Origin of the sequence: Glutamicibacter sp. ZJUTW, from assembly GCF_008370855.1 — a bacterium.
Classification (GTDB): Bacteria; Actinomycetota; Actinomycetes; order Actinomycetales; family Micrococcaceae; genus Glutamicibacter; species Glutamicibacter nicotianae.
This window is the reverse complement of record NZ_CP043624.1, coordinates 1120335-1137358: the sequence shown is the minus strand read 5'-3', so window position 1 is coordinate 1137358 and position 17024 is coordinate 1120335. Positions and strand designations below refer to the sequence as shown.

Here is a 17024-nt window from a genome sequence, read left to right as displayed (position 1 = left end):
CCCGGGCTCGTAGGAGCCCGGGCCATCGGCACGATGCTGGTATTCGTGATTTCTACTGGCTGACCTTCTGATCTGCTTGCCAAAAGGTGATCGCCGTACGCATGGATTTGCGAGCCCGCGGCTTATCGCCACAGGCTTCATATGCCAGCGCCAGGCGGTACCAGGATTTCCATGACTCCGGGTTCTCTTCCACGTCCCGCTGGTGGTTGGGGAAATCCGCGTCGGCCGCCGAACGGATGAAGCGCCCCGATGGCATGCGTGGAAGATCTTCTGGCAGCTCACCCGAAGCGGCTAAGGCCTTGCCCATCTTCTCGGTGCGTAAACCGAAGAGCACTTCGCGAATCAGTATCCAGACGCACAAGGCAGGAATCACCAAGATCGCAATGCCCATGATCTGGGCGACCAGCTCCCCGGTATTCAGCAGTCGGATGGCCTGGGTGAATGTCATGCCAATGTACAGCGCGAACAGCAGCAGAATGCCGCCTACCCAGAGTTTGGTTTTCACTGGCCCAGCTCCAGGTAGCCGTCGAGCCCATAGGTCAACCCCGGACGGGAACCAACGGTGCGCAGGCCCAGAAGGACGCCCGGCATGAACGAGGCACGGTCAAAGGAATCATGGCGCAACGTGAACTGCTCGCCGGGTCCGCCAAAGAGCACTTCCTGGTGGGCTACCAAGCCACGCAAGCGGACCGAATGGACGTTGATTCCATCGACAACTGCACCGCGGGCACCGTCGAGCTGGGTCTCGGTAGCATCAGGGCTGGCAGGTACCCCAGCGGCCTCACGCGACTTGGCGATCAGTTCAGCGGTACGCACCGCGGTGCCGCTGGGAGCGTCCACCTTATTGGGGTGATGCAGTTCGATGATCTCGACGGATTCAAAGTACTTCGCTGCCGTGGCAGCGAACGCGCTGGCCAGCACGGAGCCGAGGGCGAAGTTGGGCGCAATCAGCACACCGGCTTCGGGATGCTCGCTCAGCAACGCTTCCAGATTTGCCCGGCGGGCATCATCCCAGCCGGTGGTGCCGACGACCGCATGCAGTCCATGCTCAACGGCGAAACGCACATTGTCTTCGGTGGAAGCTGGCACGGAAAGGTCAACGATGTGGGTTGCTCCGGCTTCAAGGATCTGCGACAGGTCGTCGCCTCGCCCCAAGCTTGCAACCAGTTCCATGTCTGCAGCCTCAGTCACGGCCTTGACCGCTTCCGAGCCCATTCGTCCTGCCGCGCCGAGCACGGCCACCTTGATCTGTGCACTCATGGGCTTAAGCCTATCCTCCTGAACGCACCAGTCCTGCCAACGATGACGTGATCTCTCTCGAGTTTTGCAACGGCTTCTCAGCAGGGAGCAGTCGGCAAATCATTGCGGAGGCACCCTACGGCCAGTCCAACTTGTTTTGCCCAGCAAATAGGGGAAAAATATGTGTCAGGAGTTCCCAAATAGTGAGCAGGGCCATGGGTCAGAAAATTAAGCGTATCGGTTTCGGCATCGGTGCAATCCTCGCCGCGACCTTCGCATGCACTTCCTGCGGTTCTGGCAGCGAACCGATCACCCTGTCGGATGACGAACGAGCATCAATCATCGATATCGTCCAAGAGCAGGGAACAGTTATCGAATCACCGACATGCCAGGTAGAAGTTTTCCGAATCGAGGATTCCACGACCTACGGCTGGGCTACCTGCGCACCCGATAGCCAGGAATCCGCGGATGCTGCGGCTCAAGCCGACGCCTTCCCATTCCGCATCGACGGGCAAGAACTGCGTCGTCCAAGTGACGGTTCCGACTACGAAAAAGACGTGAAGGAACTCTTCCCGGAAGATCTCCGTTCCGCCATTAATCAGCATTCGACCGGGGTGGGCGGCTAGCTCCCTTGGTGCTCGTCTCGCCATTTCTGGCGAGTGTGCCGATTTTCCCTACCGATAGTATGTGCGCACTTTTCGCACGATGAAAGGCTGGCGTGCGCCACGAGCACTTTGGGCATTTGCCCGAATCCTTGAAAACCAGGCTCTCGGTTCGAGTCGCGGGCCAGGGGCCCGACGTGGTGCTCCTGCATGGGCTCGGGGCTTCCAGCCGCTATTTCACTCCGCTGGCAAACATCTTGGCGCAGAAGCATCGGGTGATCGTTCCCGAGCTGCCCGGCCATGGCAAGAATCTCGATGATGGCCGCCCGGTGACCGTACCGCGTTTTGCACACGAGGTGGCACTGGCGTTGCGCGAGCTGAAGGTTGAGAACGCAATTGTCCTCGGGCATTCCATGGGTGCGCAGGTTTCCATTGAGCTGGCCCGCGCGTGGCCCGATCTGGTCAAGCACCTGATCATTGCAGCTCCAGCGGTCAACGACCGCGAGGCGACGCTCTTCAGGCAGGCACGCCGGCTCTTCGAGGATTTCCCGTATGAGTTGAACTCGGTGAAGGCAATCTTGCTCGTCGACTACCTGCGTTGCGGTATCCCCTGGTGGGCCAAAAGCTGTGCCCAGATGCTGGATTACTCCACCATCGATTTGCTCCGCACAGTGCACTGCCCGGTTGATGTCGTATGCGGCACCCGGGATCCGCTATCTCCCCCGGAGTTCGGTCTTCGCTTGGTCGCCAAAACCCCGCAGGCCAAGCTTACTGTCATGCGCCACGGTGCGCATGGGTTCAATTTCTCCCATGCGCCCGAGCTTGCGGCGCTAGTCGAAGCCGTTGCTTGAACAAATAAAACGGCAATGCCCCGTGAACCGACTTCGGCAGATTCGGTCCAAGGGGCACTGCCAGTGGATTCTAGAGGCCTAACACGGCTTCATTCTCAAACGGTCCTACCACGGTGATCACACGATCCTTGGCCGCCAGTTCCTGAGCCAGTTGCTGCACATCCTGGGCGGTGACTGCATTGACGCGGGACAGGGCTTCGTCGATATCTTGGAATTCGCCGGTAATCATTTCTGCCCGGCCCAAACGGGACATGCGGCTTCCGGGATCCTCCAAGGCCAGCACCGTTCCGCCGGATAGTTGGCCCTTGGCCTGCGCCAATTCAGACTCGCTGATGCCGTCCTTGGCCAAGCGATCCAACTCGTCGCCGAGCAACCCGATAACTTGAGCCGCCTTGGCCGGGGCGCAACCTGCGTACATGCCAAAGTATCCGGCATCCGTATAGGCGGCGGAGAAGGAGTAGGTCGAGTACACCAGTCCGCGCTTCTCCCGGATTTCCTGGAACAAGCGGGAGCTCATGCCGCCGCCGAGCACAGCGTTCAGCACCGCTAGCACCTGGCGCCGGTCGTCGTGGCCGGTGATGCCCGAGCAGCCCATGATGATATTGGCTTGCTCGCCCGGGCGGTTGATGACTTCCAGCCCGGCCTTCGAGGTGATCTGTGCCGGCTCGCCCATGCGGCGTGGCTCCGGTACGGCCATCGGGTCCAGTTCCCAGCCAGCTTCAGCCAGCGCCTTGAGAACCAGCTCGCACAGCTTGTCGTGCTCCAGGGAACCTGCGGCAGTAACAATCAGCTCGCTTGGGCGGTAGTGCGCACGGTAGTGCTCCATGACTGCCTCGCGGGAGATCTCCATGATCTCTTCTGGAGTTCCGCCAATAGGCCGTCCCAGCGGGTGATCGCCCAGGACGTTGGCAACGAAGCGCTCGTGGGCGACGTCCATCGCGTCATCTGCATCCATGGCAAGTTCTTCGATGATCACCCCGCGCTCCTGCTCCAGTTCCTGCGGATCGATCACCGCTGAGGTGACCATGTCAGCGATGACCTCCAGCGCCATCGGCAGATCCGTGTCAAGCACCCGGGCGTAATAGCAGGTCGATTCCTTGGCGGTGGCTGCGTTCGATTCGCCGCCCACTGCGTCGAAGGACTGGGCAATTTCCAAGGCGGTTCGCTTTGCAGTGCCCTTGAAGAGCAAGTGCTCCAGGAAGTGGGTGGAGCCGTAGTGTCCTGCTTCCTCGTCGCGGGAACCGACCGGAACCCAGAATCCCACAGTAGTGGACCGCTGTCCGGGCATCGCTTCCGTCAGGACTCGTACGCCACCAGGCAGGATGCTGCGCCGGACTTCAGAGCCGCCTTCGCCGCGGTGGACCAACGTCGGGTCCGCCGGGTCAATCGGAGAAAACTGCGTGGTCTCCACCGAATGCAACGGCAATGGAATCATGGCCACGAATATACGTCCTTAATTCGTCGAGAATAGCGATTTCAAGCTAAGTACACTGTCTTTCATTCTCCCATAGAAACGCTATTTGAAGGCAATAGCTCATTGGTGATGGAGCCATCACATTCTGGGAGATTACGAGATCGAACCGCTGCTATCGAAATACCGTCATGCAGATTTGCAGGTCATGTCGCATCGAGATATCCGCGTTTCGCGGCATCAGCGCACACTGGGGTCCGCCGCGCTGGGTCGCTGGAGGCACAGGCAAGGTAAACGGTGTTCGCGGCATCTTCTGTACTCAATTCCGGATATCCCATCGATCCGGGATTATAGGAGACAGCAGTGCTCCACTCATCGAGGTCCTTGCAAGCACTAAGCGACTTTTTCTCGGCTTCGCCGATCATCTCTTGGGATGATTCAGGATCGGACCAGGCTTGGTTCTGCCGCTGGATTGCCGATTGGCATTCCTTGCCGATGCTGGATGTCCTTGCCGCATCGAAATTCATGCATCCACTAACAGCCAACGACATGGCGCCCAGTACTGATGCCAAGGAAAGAACTCTGCGCATGATCTTCATGCTAGCGCCTGCTCGCAGTGGTTCTGCGGCTTATTTACGGCTTGGCGCCTGCCTTTCTGCCAGGCCAGGAAACAGCCAAGCAAGAAAAAATCCCGCGCGTCCCCAACAGAACACACGGGATTTCCAGTTCACAAGCTACTGCTTAGGCAATCTTGGAACGATCGAACGCGTCAAGGCTAATGCCTTGTTCCAAGACGACCTTCGCCCATTCGCGAGCCGAGTGCAGTGAATGGTCACGGTAATTGCCGCAGCTCACGGCTTCGGTTCCCGGAACATCCTCCCAGGTAACCTTCTCGGCAATGTCTTCCAGCGAGCTCTTGATAGCAGCGGCGACAACCGCCGGGGTCGGTTCGCCCCACAGGATCATATGGAAGCCGGTGCGGCAGCCAAATGGGGAGAAATCGATCAGGCCATCAATGCGGGTACGCAGCAAACCAGCCATGGTGTGCTCGATGGTGTGCAGGCCAGCCGTTGGAATCTCGCCGTGGTTTGGCTGGACTAGACGGATGTCGTAGTTGGTGATGGCATCGCCCTTGGGACCGTGTTCCACCCCGATTTTGCGCACATACGGCGCCTTCACCTTGGTGTGGTCCAGTGCAAAGCTTTCAACTTCAGCAAGTTCAATATCACTCATATGCAAAGTCTATCTGCTCACCGTCTGGCGAATCGAGACCTCAGTGAAGGAGGTAACCGATAGACTTCTTAGGACGTTCGGGGCAGCACTCCCCGAGCCGATTTCTTTAGAGGGGAAGTTCATGTCGGACCAGAAGTCCTTGCTCGTCTTTGCGCACGCAGACGAAGCCGTAGCCTTTGCAGATGTCGAGCACCTCGTTTCCGGTGTTGGCAAGATCAACGCATCGGTAGCCTTGGCTGGAGTGCTCGCTGAGGGCAACATCAAGAACGTCGTAGTACTGGGCACCGCCGGCGTTGTAGGTCATGCCGGTGAAGATCGCCCGAGCCTGGACACCATTTACCAGGTCACCAAGCTGATCCAGCACGATTTCCCGCTGCCTTCGGCGGATGTGGATCCCGCAGGTGAAATTCTGCTTCCTGATTTCCAGGCCACCATGGCTACCGGTGACGTTTTTGTTTCCAATGACGAACAGCGCATCCACATCAAGTCTTTGGGCGCCTCGCTCGTCGACATGGAAGGCTACGCCTACGCCAGCATCTGCCAGCGCTTCAATGTCCCGCTGCAGATCTTCAAGATCCCATCCGATTACGCGGACGATTCGGCGTCGATCGACGAATGGGATGACATCGCCAAGCAGAAGAGCGTCCAGCTGCGCGAGTTCTTCGACAAGCATCTGGTCTAGCAGGCCGCCGACGCGACCGCAGGCTGAAGGCTCGTTCTATTATTGTTACACCAGCATCGAAGGGAGACAGTTCCATGACAGCACAGGCAAAACCACACGTCGGTGCAGTAGAGGTCTCCATGCCCCGCCACCACCAGCTCATCGTTTCGCTCTTTGGAATGCATGCCCGCCAGCATGATGGAGCCTTGCAGGTGGCAGCAATCATCTCCTTGATGCAGGACGTGGGAGTCGAGCCTGCGGGTACTCGTTCCTCGATTTCACGGCTGAAGAAGCGCGGAATAATCGAAAGCGTGCAAGTCCGCGGCCGCAATGGATACTCGTTGTCCGAATCGGTGCTGACCACCTTCGCCGAAGGCGATGAGCGGATCTTCCATCCGCGCCGGGCAACGGCCGAAGATCGCTGGCTGCTGGCAACCTTCACGGTCCCCGAAACCCAGCGCAATATCCGGCACAAGATTCGTTCCGCTTTGGTGCGCATGGGCTTCGGTTCGGTGGTTCCCGGACTCTGGATAGCACCGGAACATGCCAAGGACCCCGCTTTGGGCTACTTTACCCGGCATGGCTTGGACAAGTACTTCGAGTTCTTCCTGGCCGAGCACATCGGCGGCGTGCAGTTGCGAGAGAACCTGAATTCTTGGTGGGATCTAGGAACCTTGGAAGCAATGTATTCCGAATTCCTAGAGGAAAATCAGGGACTGCTGGAATTCTGGAAGGAACGCGCCAATACGCAGCAGAGCGCTGAGCTCGATGCTCAGGGCTTCGCTGACCATCTGATACTGCTTACACAGTGGCGCCGATTCCCCTATTCCGACCCGGGGTTGCCAGCCGAGTTGCTCCCGGAGGGTTGGAACGCATTGAAGGCAGAAGCGTTATTCAAAGACCTGCATACCCTATTGTCGCCGCTCGCGTCACGGCATGTGCAACGGGTGATTAGCGAACAACGCTGATCCTTGCCTTCTCGCCACAGGAAAAAGGGCTGCGAAACCGATTGGTTTCGCAGCCCTTTTCCGCATTCCGGGGCTAGTCGCGGTCCTGGATGACAGCCACACCCTGGATTTCAATCAGGGCTTCCTTCTGCCACAGTCGGCTGACCCCGATTCCGGCCATTGCTGGATATTCCGAACCGGCCATCTCGCGCCAAAGGCGCCCAATTTCTCTGCCATGTGCCATGTAATCATCCACATCAGTCAGGTATATGGTCACACTGGTCAGATCCTCCGGACGCCCCCCGGCTTCAACCAGGGTGGTCAGCACGTTTGAAAAAGCCTGCTTGAACTGCTCCACAATGCCACCGGGAACGATATTCATGTCCTTGTCCAACGCCGTCTGGCCGCCGAGATAGACAGTATCTCCCGCTTTAACTCCGTGGGCATATCCAGAGGGCTTTGCCATGGATGCCGGGTTGATCGTCTCGTTGCGGTGCAGCTTGGTTTCAGTCATTTCCCACTCCTTGTACCGGGTGCATGAAATTTGCCCCAATTAGCTCTAGCGCCATCTTTGTGATGCGTGCTACATTGAGCTTACGTGACGACGGTAAAAAAGTCGACACATAGATTTTCACTCACGAACAAAGGGAATGCACTCATGAAGCTCGCAACGATCAACGCCGGCGGGAAGAGCCTGGCGGCAATCCAGACCGATCAGGGATACCTGCCCCTGCCAGCTGGCGATCTTAGCGAGTTCATCAAGCGTCAGGACTGGAAAGCAACCGCCGCAGAAACTCTGGCATCCGGCACCGCAGACGATCTCATCCCAGCGGGGCAGGCCCGGCTGCTCAATCCGCTGCCAGCACCCGCAAAGGTGGTCTGCTGCGGGCTGAACTACAGCGAACACATCATTGAAATGGGACGCGAACTACCCGACTACCCCACACTGTTCGCAAAGTTCGCAGACACCCTGGCAGATCCCGACGCGGAGATCTCCAGCGCTTCCTCGACCAATGTGGATTGGGAGGCTGAACTGGCAGTTGTGCTTGGTTCAGATGCATCCTCAGCGTCATTGGAAGAAGCCCAGGCCGCTATTGCGGGATACACGGTAGCCAACGATATTTCGATGCGCGACTGGCAGCGCCGCACCCTGCAATGGTTCCAGGGCAAGGCCTTCGATGGCACCACTCCCCTGGGTCCCGTGCTGGCTACGGCAGATGAGATCGACCCGGTTGCCGGGGCGGAGGTCATCTGCCGCATCAACGGCGAGGAAGTGCAGCGCGGCAACACCTCGACGCTCGTCTTCTCCGCGGCGCGGCTGATCAGCTACATTTCCGAATTCACCACTTTGCGTGCCGGAGACATCGTACTGACCGGGACCCCCGGAGGAGTCGGGATGGGCATGGAACCACCGCGATTCCTCGCTGACGGGGACCGGATAGAAACCGAAATCCCCGGTATCGGCATCCTCTCCAACAAATTCCGGATCCGGGTAAACAGCCCAGCCCTATCCCAATGACCATCAACAGCATCCAGCAACCAACACCGAAGGAGCACATCATGACCGAAACACCCATGACCTACCGCACCGAGGGCGATAACTCGATCTACGCCTCCGAAAATGGACAGGTTGTCCCCGTAGTCACCCGGGCAGGATCCGAGGACACCAACACCGCACAGTCCGGTGACTGCATCCGCGTCTCCGGCGTGAGCATCCAGCACACCCCGGCCACCAAGATCTGGTTCGGACAGGTCTCCAACGTCCCTGGCTACCGTTCCCTGCCGCACCACCATGGGGAGGCGGAAACCGGCGGCTACGTGCTGCGCGGACACGGCCGGATCTACTACGGAGAGAACTACGAGCAGTACGCAGATATGAAAGCCGGCGACTGGGTCTTCGTCCCTCCGTTCATGCCCCATGTCGAGGCCAACATGTCGGTCACCGAGGAACTGGTGTGGCTCACCGCCCGGACCCCGGAGAACATCGTGGTCAACCTGCCCGATGTCGCCGACGAAACCTTGGAAGGATACCGCCGAGCATGAACACCACATCACTGTCCGCCCAGGTTTTCCTGGACGCCATCAACATGGCCGAGTGCGAGGCCGAAGTCTTCGACCAGGCTTTCACCGCCACTCCGCAGTACGTGCCGTGGCCCAAGGCCTACGGTGGCGACATGGTCGCCCAGGGCGCCCTGTCGCTGATGAAGTCGGTTGGCACAGACCGCAAGCTGCACTCGATGCATTCCTACTTCCTGCGGCCCGTGGATATGCACCAACCGGTCCGCTACGAGGTGGAGCATCTGCGCGATGGCCGTGGCTATTCAACCCGCCAAGTGCGCGCTTTCCAGAACGGCAAGCCGGTCTACTGCGCACTGGGATCTTTCCACGTGCCCGAAGACGGGGCCGAATATGCAATTGACGCCCCGGGCGAATCCCTTGATCTGGATCCGCAGTCACTGGCCAGCGCAGCCCAGGTATTGGAGGGCGTCGAAGGCGATGCCGCCAAATACTGGGCCGGGGGCCGCAGCTTCGACATGCGCCATGTTCCCGAAGCGATCTACCTTCCCGGCGAGCGCGAGAAGACCGGTAGCCAGGCCGTTTGGATCCGAGCTTTTTCCCCGCTGCCCGATGATGCGGTGATCCAAAAGGCAGCGCTGGCCTATGTCTGCGATTACACGATTCTGGAGCCGATCATGCGCAGCCTCGGGTTGAGCTGGGGAGACGAAGGACTGGTGACCGCCAGCCTGGATCACTCCATGTGGTTCCACCGCGAAGGGCGGATGGATGAATGGGTGCTTTACGCCCAGGAAGCCATTTCAAGCCAAGACAACCGTGGTTTGGCCATCGGGCGATTCTATGCCCGCGATGGCAAGCTGCTTGCCACCGTAGCCCAAGAAGGAATGATCCGCCCCGCGCGGAATGCCCACTAGGACTTTCCACCGAATCTGCCAACGGAGTTGCCTCATGGAACTTTCACCTTCAGCACATGATGATAGCTTTACCCGAGATCATCTTCCCGCACCGGAATTATGGCCCACGCTGGAATTCACGCTGCCCGAGCTGCAGTACCCGGACCGGCTAAATGCCGCCGAAGTATTGATCGACCAGGCTGTCGAGCAGTTCGGCGCTGAGCGCACGGCACTGCTGGCACCCGATGGCACCAGCCTGAGCTATGGACAGCTGCTCCAGCGGGCTAACCAGGTAGCCCAGGTGCTAGTCGAGGACTACGGGCTGGTACCGGGAAACCGGGTGATGCTGCGTGGACCGAACAATGCATGGCTCGTGGCCTGCTGGCTCGGCGTGGTCAAGGCCGGTGGCGTCGTGGTGACCACCATGGCGGCCCTGCGCTCCGCAGAGATAGCCAAACTGGCGGCGCTGACCCAGCCGACGGCAATGATCACCGATCATCGCTTCGCCGAGGATGCGCTCACGGCCAGTAGCGGCAGCTACCCGGTGATCAGCTATGGCGGGGCGGAACCCGAGGACCTGGTCCGCAAAGCTGCAGCGAAGTCCGGCGAATTCGCCGCGGTGGCCACGGCCGCGGACGATGTGGCGTTGTTGGGACCGACTTCGGGAACCACCGGCGTTCCGAAGATCACCATGCATTTCCACCGCGACATCCTGGCCAATGCGGATACCTTCGCCCGCTACATCCTGGAACCGACCAAGGACGATGTCTTCGCCGGTTCCCCGCCGTTGGCCTTCACTTTCGGGCTGGGCGGGCTGGTGGTGTTCCCCTTGCGCTTCGGTGCCAGTTCGCTGCTGACCGAACGCGCCACCCCGGTGCAGCTGGCCGAACAAGCCCACGCGGCGGGGGCAACGATCCTGTTCACCGCGCCGACCGCTTACCGGGCCATCTTGAAGAACGGCAAGGCCGAGATGCTCAAGTCCTTGCGTATCGCAGTCTCTGCCGGAGAACACCTGCCAGCCGACACCTGGCACCAGGTTAGGGAAGCCACCGGACTGGAACTTGTCAACGGCATCGGCTCCACCGAGATGCTGCACGTTTTCGTCTCTGCCGCCGGCCCGGACATCAAGCCGGGAACCACCGGCAAGGCGATTCCTGGATTCCGCGCCACGGTGCTGGACCCCGAGGGCAACGAAGCCGCGGACAACGAACCCGGCAGACTTGCAGTCATCGGGCCGACCGGTTGCCGCTATCTGGATGACCCGAGGCAGACCAGCTACGTGGAAGACGGCTGGAATATCACCGGGGACATTTTCTCCCGGGACGAGGACGGCTACTTCACCTACCAGGCCCGTAGCGACAATATGATCGTCTCCTCCGGGTACAACATCGGCGGACCGGAAGTCGAACAAGCCTTGGATCAGCATCCCGAGGTGCTGGAAAACGCGGTAGTCGCCCGCCCTGATCCAAATCGCGGATCGATCGTCTGCGCATTCGTAGTCCTGGTCGAAGGTGCCCAGGCTGATGACGGCAAGGCCAAGGAATTGCAGGATTTCGTCAAGGCAACGATCGCTCCATACAAGTATCCGCGGGAAATCCGCTTCGTCACCGAGTTGCCGCGCAATCCCAGCGGCAAGTTGCAGCACTTCAAGTTGCGCGAGGCCTTCAACAGCTCGCCGGTCGCATAAAACTACCCAGAAAATTTTCGGGCCACGGCCCAATCGCCCTCCGGGGCTGATGAAAGGACACACCATGAAGATTGCAGTTATCGGCGGCGGCCCTGGCGGCCTGTACTTCGCGGCCCTGATGAAGCAGCTGGATGCACACCACGATGTCACCGTGTGGGAACGCAATGCCGCATCAGACACTTTCGGCTTCGGCGTGGTGTTCTCCGATGAGACCCTCGGAGGCATCGGCAATGCCGATCCGGTGGTGGCCGAGTACATGTCCCGGCGCTTCGCCCGCTGGAGCGACATCGATATCCACTTCCGAGGCCAGATGCACACCGTGGGTGGCCAGGGGTTCGCTGCCATGAGCCGCAAGGAACTGCTGCAGCTGCTGCAGCGCCGCTGCCTCGAGCTGGGCGTGGATGTGCGCTTCTCCACCGTTGCCCCGGATGTTGAGCAGCTGGCGGCCGACTACGATCTGGTGCTCGCGGCCGATGGGCTGAATTCCGCGGTGCGCACCAAGTACGCAGCTTCCTTCAAGCCCACCCTAGATCCGCGGACTTCCAAGTACATGTGGCTGGGTACCGACCAGGTCTTCGAGGCCTTCAAATTCTTTGTCAAGGAAACTGATGCCGGAACCATGCAGATCCATGGCTACCCATATTCCGACGAGGGTTCGACTTTCATCGTCGAAATGCACGAGGATGTTTGGCGTGCGGCCGGATTCGATGAGACCGAGCATGAGGTCTTCGCCCCCGGCGTGAGTGACCAGAAGTCGGTGGACAAGGTCGCGGAGATCTTCGCCGAGGAACTGGCCGGCTACCAAGTACTGACCAACAACTCGAAGTGGATCAACTTCACCACGGTACGCAACGAGAATTGGCGCCACGAGAACATCGTGCTGTTGGGCGATGCCGCGCACACCGCCCATTTCTCCATCGGCTCGGGCACCAAGCTGGCCATGGAGGATGCCCTGGCCCTCGCCGCCTGTCTGCATGAGCATGCCGACGTGGACTCGGCACTTGCCGCCTACGAGACCGAGCGCCGCCCGGTGGTGGAATCGACCCAGCGCGCGGCCCAGGCCTCGCTGGAATGGTTCGAGAACATTGGCCAGTATAAGGATCAGGACCCGGTTCAGTTCTGCTTCAACCTGCTCACCCGCTCGCGGCGCATCACCTATGAGAATCTCAAGCTGCGCGATACCGGATTTGCACAGCAGGTAGACGAGAACTTCGCTCGACTCAACGCTTCACCTTCCGCGGCACCAGCGATGTTCCAGCCGCACCGATTGGGCAACACCGACCTGGTGAACCGAATAGTGGTGTCTTCCATGGACATGTACTCGGCCACCGACGGAGTGCCCGGTGACTTCCACCTGGTCCATCTGGGCTCCAAGGCAATGGGCGGAGCGGGGCTGGTGATGACCGAAATGGTCTGCGTTTCAGATATCGGGCGCATCACCCCGGGCTGCACCGGCCTATACACCGATGAGCAGGCAGAAGCCTGGAAGCGCGTGACCGACTACGTGCACGGAAACTCGAATGCCAAGATCGGCGTGCAGCTGGGTCACTCGGGCCGCAAGGGCTCGACAAAACTGATGTGGGAAGGCATCGACCAGCCGCTGGAAGAAGGCAACTGGGAAGTCATCGCCCCGAGTGCACTCCCCTATGGCGAAGGCTGCCACGTACCGGTGGAAATGGACCGTGCGCAGATGGACGAGGTGCGCGAACAGTTCGTTGCAGCAGCCCGCCGTGCCGATGCCGCAGGCTTCGACGTGCTGGAAGTGCACATGGCCCACGGCTACCTGCTCTCGTCCTTCCTCTCCCCGCTGTCCAACCAGCGCACCGACGAGTACGGCGGCAGCCTGGAGAACCGGTTGCGCTACCCGCTGGAAGTGCTGGATGCGGTCCGCCAAGCTTGGCCAGCACACAAGACCATCGGCGTGCGCGTTTCGGCCACCGACTGGGCCGAGGGCGGGAATACCGACGATGACGCAGTTGACATCTCCCGAGCGTTCATCGCCCACGGCGCGCAGTTTATCGATGTTTCGTCCGGGCAGATTGTGAAGGACGAGAAGCCGGCCTTCGGGCGCAGCTACCAGACCCCGTTCGCTGACAAGATCCGCAACCAGGTTGCCGCACAGGCAGGAGCCTCGGTCATCGCTGTCGGTGCCGTGTCCTCCTACGACGACGTGAACTCGATCCTGCTGGCGGGACGTGCCGACCTGGTGGCGCTGGGCCGTACCCACCTCTACAACCCGCAGTGGACCTTGCAAGCAGCTGCCGAACAGGATTACATCGGCGACGGCGCAACGTGGCCGCTGCAGTTCAAGGCTGGACGCCGCAAGCCGCCTGCCGCGCGCACGGATGCCGTGCGCCCTCGGCTCGCGCTGGTCCGCGAGAACGAGGAGCTGGAGCAAACGCATCTTCGCTGGACGCCGGACAAGAAGTCCGAACCCTCTAATTTGGTAACCAGCGCATAGCTGTTACTGCAAGCCGCAGGTTCGACGGCCCATTCAGGGCCGTCGAACCTGCGGCTTTTTGCCGGGCCGGGAACCAGCATGCGGGACTTGGCACGGATCCCGGTCCATCACGGAACCGTCTTTGGACTATTCAATGAATCCTTCTCGGGCTCAAATCGCGCAGCGTGAAGCCGGCCTCTCAAAGCAATTGAGCTCGCGCCAGCTGGGCAAGAATGCCCTTGGCGACGACAGCATCAATGCTGGTTCCGACTTTGTTCGCCCAACAGCTCTCCATGGCATTGCTCCTTGGCATTCCATTCGCCTTGGCTGTCGCTGACGTGTCTTTCCAGTTGCGCAAACGCTTGAAGCTGGCGCAGGCTGGAACCTGCGCCTGGCAAGATGCGATCGGACTATAGGCCAGGCGCGCAATGCCTAGAACGTCAGCGGCGTCCTCTAGCGAAAAAAGAAGACCCCGGCGTTGCGCACTTTGTGCACGCCGCGCCAGGGTATCCAAGCAGCAACCGCTATTCCTGCACAGGGTTAGTGCCCCTTGAAGGCCTCCGCGAGCCACCAGGCGCCGCCGTCCGAAGCGATTTTCGCGTCAATGATCAGCGGCCGGTCGGGATCCGAGCCTAGCCACTCGGCGACCGCTGCGAGATCCGCAAGCGTGCGCACCGTGATGCCATCAGCCCCGAAGCCACGGCCGATGGCTGCGAAATCACTGTCCGGAAAAGTCACCGAATCCATATTCTGTTCCGTGCCAGGCTCGCCGAAATGATGCACTTCCGCCCCGTAGGCGGCATCGTTGTAGACGATGCACACAAGTGGCAGCTTCAGCCGGACCGCAGTATCCAGTTCGGCGATGGCCATGTGGAATCCGCCATCGCCGGTACCCAACACTGGCAAACGGCCGGGTTGGGCCAGCGCCGCACCGATAGCGGTGTACAGCCCCAGGCCGATCGCCTGGAATGCCTGGGTGAAACAGAAACCGTGCTCGTCGGGAACTGACAGGAACTGGCTGGGATACCCCATGAAGTTGCCCGAGTCCACGCTGACGAGGCGCTCTTTCGGCAGCAACTCATCCAGCGCCTTGGTCAAGGTTCGCGGATCGATGCAGTCTTCCGTGGACAGATCCCGATAGTCAACATGACTCCAGTTGGCGCCTTCGTCGATCCGCTGGCGCACCGCAGAGGTGCGGTAGCCTTCGCGCATCGGCATCCGCTGCGCCTCAAGATATTCCAGCACGTCGCGCGCGCATTGCGCCGAGTCGCCGACGACGCCCAAATCGATCGGACGATTCGCTCCCAGCGCGGGCTCTTCCAGATCCACCTGCACTACCTTGGTGCCATCGGATATGAGACGTCCATGGCGCATGGTCCACATATTCAGGGCGCAGCCAAATCCCACAATCAAATCCGCGCCGGAAATCAGCTCCGCAGCCAGCGGCGAAGAGAACCCGCCGGAAATCCCGAGACTGAATTCCTCGCCATTGAACAAGCCTTTGGCCACCGCCGAGGTCGCCACCAGTGCCCCGCTGTGCCGAGCAAGCGCGAGAATCTCTGCCTTGGCGCCGCGTCCGCCACGTCCGGCGATGAACACCGGGCGCCGGGCATTCTCGATCAGCACTGCCAGTGCCCGCACCGCGGCACGCGATGGGCGAATCGGCTCCATCGGAACGATCTCGGTTGCAGCAGGGACTTCCGGTGCTTCGAGGCCTTGGATGTTCAGTGGCAGATTCAACACCACGGTCCGCCGGTCGTTGACAGCCCTGCGGTAAGCACGAACTGTATCGGCCACCGCACTTTGGGAGCTGTGCACGCGTTCGGAAATGGCATAGATAGAGCCCGCTAGCGCATCCTGGTCCATGGCGAAATTCGAGTACACCGCGCTAGGTGCCGCCTCGGCCGCGAGCACAATCATCGGCGTGCGGGATTTGGCAGCTTCGCCAATACCCGTGGCGGCATTAGTCAAGCCGCAGCCCTGATGCACCGACAGCACAGAAACCTTGCCGCTGGTGCGCGAATAGGCGTCGGCCATCGTCGCTGCTCCGCCTTCATGCCGAGCAGCGGTGTACGGCACCCCGCTCGCAATCAGCGCATTCGTGACAGCGAAATTTCCACTGCCAACCACCCCGAAGGAATGTCCCACTCCGAGTTCGGCCAAGGTCTTGCCAACTAGTTCAGCGACATTCATTGGTTTTCCTCTCTTTCTGCGCAATGCCGGTGGCCACGGATCGCCGGAACCTCATTTCTGAACCATTGCCAGTACCCGGGTTGGCGCACCAGTGCCTCCGACGATGGGCAGCGGGGCGACGACGATCATGGCACCGAAAGCCGGCAGCTTGTCCAGATTCTTCAGCGAGGTGATTCCGTATTTGTCGGCACCGAGCAGGAAATAATGCATGGGGAACGGAGGATCCAGTTCACCGGCCCTGCCGGCGTCAATTCCCACGGTCTCCACACCAATACCGGAAATGTCCAGTTCCTCAGCAATGTACTTGGCGCATTCGGAGGTGAAACCCGGCGTATGCGAGCCGGACGCGTCGAAATTCAAGAAAGCCTGCTTGTCATGGTCATGCTTCTCCCACCCTGTACGGAACAGGAGCCAGGCATTGGCAGGGAAGGCTCCATGGTCCTCTTGCCACTGGTGCAGGTGCACAGCATCAATGAGGAAATCCGGATCGGCTGCCGCTTGTTCGCTGAAGTCCAGCACGACTGCCGGACCCACTAGCCGTTGCGGATCGATTTGCGACACATCCTTGCCTTCTCGACCTGAAACCCAATGGATCGGCGCATCGATATGGGTTCCGATATGTTCACCCGTATGGATATTGTGGTGTTTCCAGAACGGACCAGGCTCGTTGTAGGCCGAAACCTCCTCGAGGCTGAAATCGATCAGGTTCGAGAACGGATCTGGCAACACCAAGGTCGGTGTGGTGTCCGACAGCGGAGCAGTCAAGTCGTGGACCTGGATGGTGCCGGCGGCCAACGCCGTCAGCATCGTGTTCAGATCGGCTTCTTCTATGGCAGGCATTGCGTCTCCTC

Annotated in this window: 18 protein-coding genes; 10 read left to right on the top strand and 8 right to left on the bottom strand. The window is 60.1% G+C overall.

Annotated features, from left to right (window positions below):
- Nucleotides 1–52: 52 nt before the first annotated feature.
- Both F0M17_RS05375 and dapB read right to left on the bottom strand, forming a co-directional pair.
- Nucleotides 53–505: a tetratricopeptide repeat protein gene (locus tag F0M17_RS05375; RefSeq protein WP_038989610.1), complete on the bottom strand. Its 453-nt coding sequence runs from the start codon at nucleotides 503–505 to the stop codon at nucleotides 53–55.
- Nucleotides 502–1260, bottom strand: coding sequence for a 4-hydroxy-tetrahydrodipicolinate reductase (gene dapB / locus F0M17_RS05370; RefSeq protein ID WP_038989611.1), 759 nt, complete (start codon nucleotides 1258–1260; stop codon nucleotides 502–504). The genes F0M17_RS05375 and dapB overlap by 4 nt, the downstream gene beginning before the upstream one ends.
- Before the next feature lie 194 nt (nucleotides 1261–1454).
- On the opposite strand from dapB, the gene F0M17_RS05365 reads away from it, so the two are divergent.
- Together F0M17_RS05365 and F0M17_RS05360 are read left to right on the top strand one after the other, a co-directional pair.
- Nucleotides 1455–1865 carry a hypothetical protein gene (locus F0M17_RS05365; RefSeq protein ID WP_038989612.1) on the top strand — a complete coding sequence of 137 codons (411 nt, stop codon included), beginning with the start codon at nucleotides 1455–1457 and terminating at the stop codon, nucleotides 1863–1865.
- 92 nt (nucleotides 1866–1957) lie between these two features.
- Nucleotides 1958–2692 carry an alpha/beta fold hydrolase gene (locus F0M17_RS05360; RefSeq protein WP_149596607.1) on the top strand — a complete coding sequence of 245 codons (735 nt, stop codon included), beginning with the start codon at nucleotides 1958–1960 and terminating at the stop codon, nucleotides 2690–2692.
- Nucleotides 2693–2762: 70 nt separating this feature from the next.
- Here F0M17_RS05360 and F0M17_RS05355 read toward each other — a convergent pair whose 3' ends face one another.
- The 3 genes from F0M17_RS05355 to F0M17_RS05345 all read right to left on the bottom strand — a co-directional run bounded on the left by F0M17_RS05355 (nucleotide 2763) and on the right by F0M17_RS05345 (nucleotide 5336).
- Nucleotides 2763–4133, bottom strand: a complete 1371-nt coding sequence (locus F0M17_RS05355; RefSeq protein ID WP_371737256.1) for a M16 family metallopeptidase — start codon at nucleotides 4131–4133, stop codon at nucleotides 2763–2765.
- 176 nt (nucleotides 4134–4309) lie between these two features.
- Nucleotides 4310–4702, bottom strand: coding sequence for a hypothetical protein (locus F0M17_RS05350; RefSeq protein ID WP_149596606.1), 393 nt, complete (start codon nucleotides 4700–4702; stop codon nucleotides 4310–4312).
- Between the two features lie 142 nt (nucleotides 4703–4844).
- A complete protein-coding gene (locus F0M17_RS05345) occupies nucleotides 4845–5336 on the bottom strand; it encodes an S-ribosylhomocysteine lyase (RefSeq protein WP_038989613.1) in 492 nt (163 codons plus the stop codon).
- A gap of 121 nt (nucleotides 5337–5457) precedes the next feature.
- Here F0M17_RS05345 and F0M17_RS05340 point away from each other — a divergent pair, with 121 nt between their 5' ends.
- Nucleotides 5458–6018, top strand: a complete 561-nt coding sequence (locus F0M17_RS05340; RefSeq protein WP_038989614.1) for a purine-nucleoside phosphorylase — start codon at nucleotides 5458–5460, stop codon at nucleotides 6016–6018.
- A gap of 74 nt (nucleotides 6019–6092) precedes the next feature.
- Nucleotides 6093–6965 carry a PaaX family transcriptional regulator C-terminal domain-containing protein gene (locus F0M17_RS05335; protein WP_038989615.1) on the top strand — a complete coding sequence of 291 codons (873 nt, stop codon included), beginning with the start codon at nucleotides 6093–6095 and terminating at the stop codon, nucleotides 6963–6965.
- Nucleotides 6966–7038: 73 nt separating this feature from the next.
- Here F0M17_RS05335 and F0M17_RS05330 read toward each other — a convergent pair whose 3' ends face one another.
- Entirely contained in the window at nucleotides 7039–7458 is a 420-nt protein-coding gene (locus F0M17_RS05330) for a RidA family protein (protein ID WP_038989616.1), read from the bottom strand.
- A 144-nt stretch (nucleotides 7459–7602) separates the two neighbouring features.
- On the opposite strand from F0M17_RS05330, the gene F0M17_RS05325 reads away from it, so the two are divergent.
- From F0M17_RS05325 to F0M17_RS17600, 6 genes are all read left to right on the top strand, one after another.
- A complete protein-coding gene (locus F0M17_RS05325; protein WP_038989617.1) occupies nucleotides 7603–8463 on the top strand; it encodes a fumarylacetoacetate hydrolase family protein in 861 nt (286 codons plus the stop codon).
- Between the two features lie 41 nt (nucleotides 8464–8504).
- Nucleotides 8505–8987: a cupin domain-containing protein gene (locus tag F0M17_RS05320; RefSeq protein WP_149596605.1), complete on the top strand. Its 483-nt coding sequence runs from the start codon at nucleotides 8505–8507 to the stop codon at nucleotides 8985–8987.
- The gene (locus tag F0M17_RS05315; RefSeq protein WP_149596604.1) at nucleotides 8984–9874 is read left to right on the top strand and encodes an acyl-CoA thioesterase II; all 891 of its coding nucleotides are present in this window, start codon (nucleotides 8984–8986) and stop codon (nucleotides 9872–9874) included. The genes F0M17_RS05320 and F0M17_RS05315 overlap by 4 nt, the downstream gene beginning before the upstream one ends.
- Nucleotides 9875–9908: 34 nt before the next feature.
- On the top strand, nucleotides 9909–11540 hold the full coding sequence (locus F0M17_RS05310; protein WP_038989619.1) for an AMP-binding protein: 1632 nt from the start codon (nucleotides 9909–9911) through the stop codon (nucleotides 11538–11540).
- Between the two features lie 64 nt (nucleotides 11541–11604).
- A complete protein-coding gene (locus F0M17_RS05305; protein WP_149596603.1) occupies nucleotides 11605–14001 on the top strand; it encodes a bifunctional salicylyl-CoA 5-hydroxylase/oxidoreductase in 2397 nt (798 codons plus the stop codon).
- A gap of 218 nt (nucleotides 14002–14219) precedes the next feature.
- A complete protein-coding gene (locus tag F0M17_RS17600; protein ID WP_210416696.1) occupies nucleotides 14220–14396 on the top strand; it encodes a hypothetical protein in 177 nt (58 codons plus the stop codon).
- 124 nt (nucleotides 14397–14520) lie between these two features.
- Here F0M17_RS17600 and F0M17_RS05295 read toward each other — a convergent pair whose 3' ends face one another.
- The gene (locus F0M17_RS05295; protein WP_149596601.1) at nucleotides 14521–16173 is read right to left on the bottom strand and encodes a thiamine pyrophosphate-binding protein; all 1653 of its coding nucleotides are present in this window, start codon (nucleotides 16171–16173) and stop codon (nucleotides 14521–14523) included.
- Between the two features lie 51 nt (nucleotides 16174–16224).
- Complete coding sequence (locus F0M17_RS05290) at nucleotides 16225–17013, bottom strand: cyclase family protein (protein WP_038989623.1); 789 nt, start codon at nucleotides 17011–17013, stop codon at nucleotides 16225–16227.
- Between the last annotated feature and the right edge of the window lie 11 nt (nucleotides 17014–17024).

Excerpts from the sequence above, each read along its gene's own strand:
- F0M17_RS05350 (WP_149596606.1), bottom strand. The coding sequence starts at position 4,702 with ATGAAGATCATGCGCAGAGTTCTTTCCTTGGCATCAGTACTGGGCGCC.
- F0M17_RS05310 (WP_038989619.1), top strand. The coding sequence starts at position 9,909 with ATGGAACTTTCACCTTCAGCACATGATGATAGCTTTACCCGAGATCAT.
- F0M17_RS05315 (WP_149596604.1), top strand. The coding sequence starts at position 8,984 with ATGAACACCACATCACTGTCCGCCCAGGTTTTCCTGGACGCCATCAAC.
- F0M17_RS05325 (WP_038989617.1), top strand. The coding sequence starts at position 7,603 with ATGAAGCTCGCAACGATCAACGCCGGCGGGAAGAGCCTGGCGGCAATC.
- F0M17_RS05335 (WP_038989615.1), top strand. The coding sequence starts at position 6,093 with ATGACAGCACAGGCAAAACCACACGTCGGTGCAGTAGAGGTCTCCATG.
- F0M17_RS05305 (WP_149596603.1), top strand. The coding sequence starts at position 11,605 with ATGAAGATTGCAGTTATCGGCGGCGGCCCTGGCGGCCTGTACTTCGCG.
- F0M17_RS05320 (WP_149596605.1), top strand. The coding sequence starts at position 8,505 with ATGACCGAAACACCCATGACCTACCGCACCGAGGGCGATAACTCGATC.
- F0M17_RS05365 (WP_038989612.1), top strand. The coding sequence starts at position 1,455 with ATGGGTCAGAAAATTAAGCGTATCGGTTTCGGCATCGGTGCAATCCTC.
- dapB (WP_038989611.1), bottom strand. The coding sequence starts at position 1,260 with ATGAGTGCACAGATCAAGGTGGCCGTGCTCGGCGCGGCAGGACGAATG.
- F0M17_RS05330 (WP_038989616.1), bottom strand. The coding sequence starts at position 7,458 with ATGACTGAAACCAAGCTGCACCGCAACGAGACGATCAACCCGGCATCC.
- F0M17_RS05340 (WP_038989614.1), top strand. The coding sequence starts at position 5,458 with ATGTCGGACCAGAAGTCCTTGCTCGTCTTTGCGCACGCAGACGAAGCC.
- F0M17_RS05290 (WP_038989623.1), bottom strand. The coding sequence starts at position 17,013 with ATGCCTGCCATAGAAGAAGCCGATCTGAACACGATGCTGACGGCGTTG.
- F0M17_RS05345 (WP_038989613.1), bottom strand. The coding sequence starts at position 5,336 with ATGAGTGATATTGAACTTGCTGAAGTTGAAAGCTTTGCACTGGACCAC.
- F0M17_RS05295 (WP_149596601.1), bottom strand. The coding sequence starts at position 16,173 with ATGAATGTCGCTGAACTAGTTGGCAAGACCTTGGCCGAACTCGGAGTG.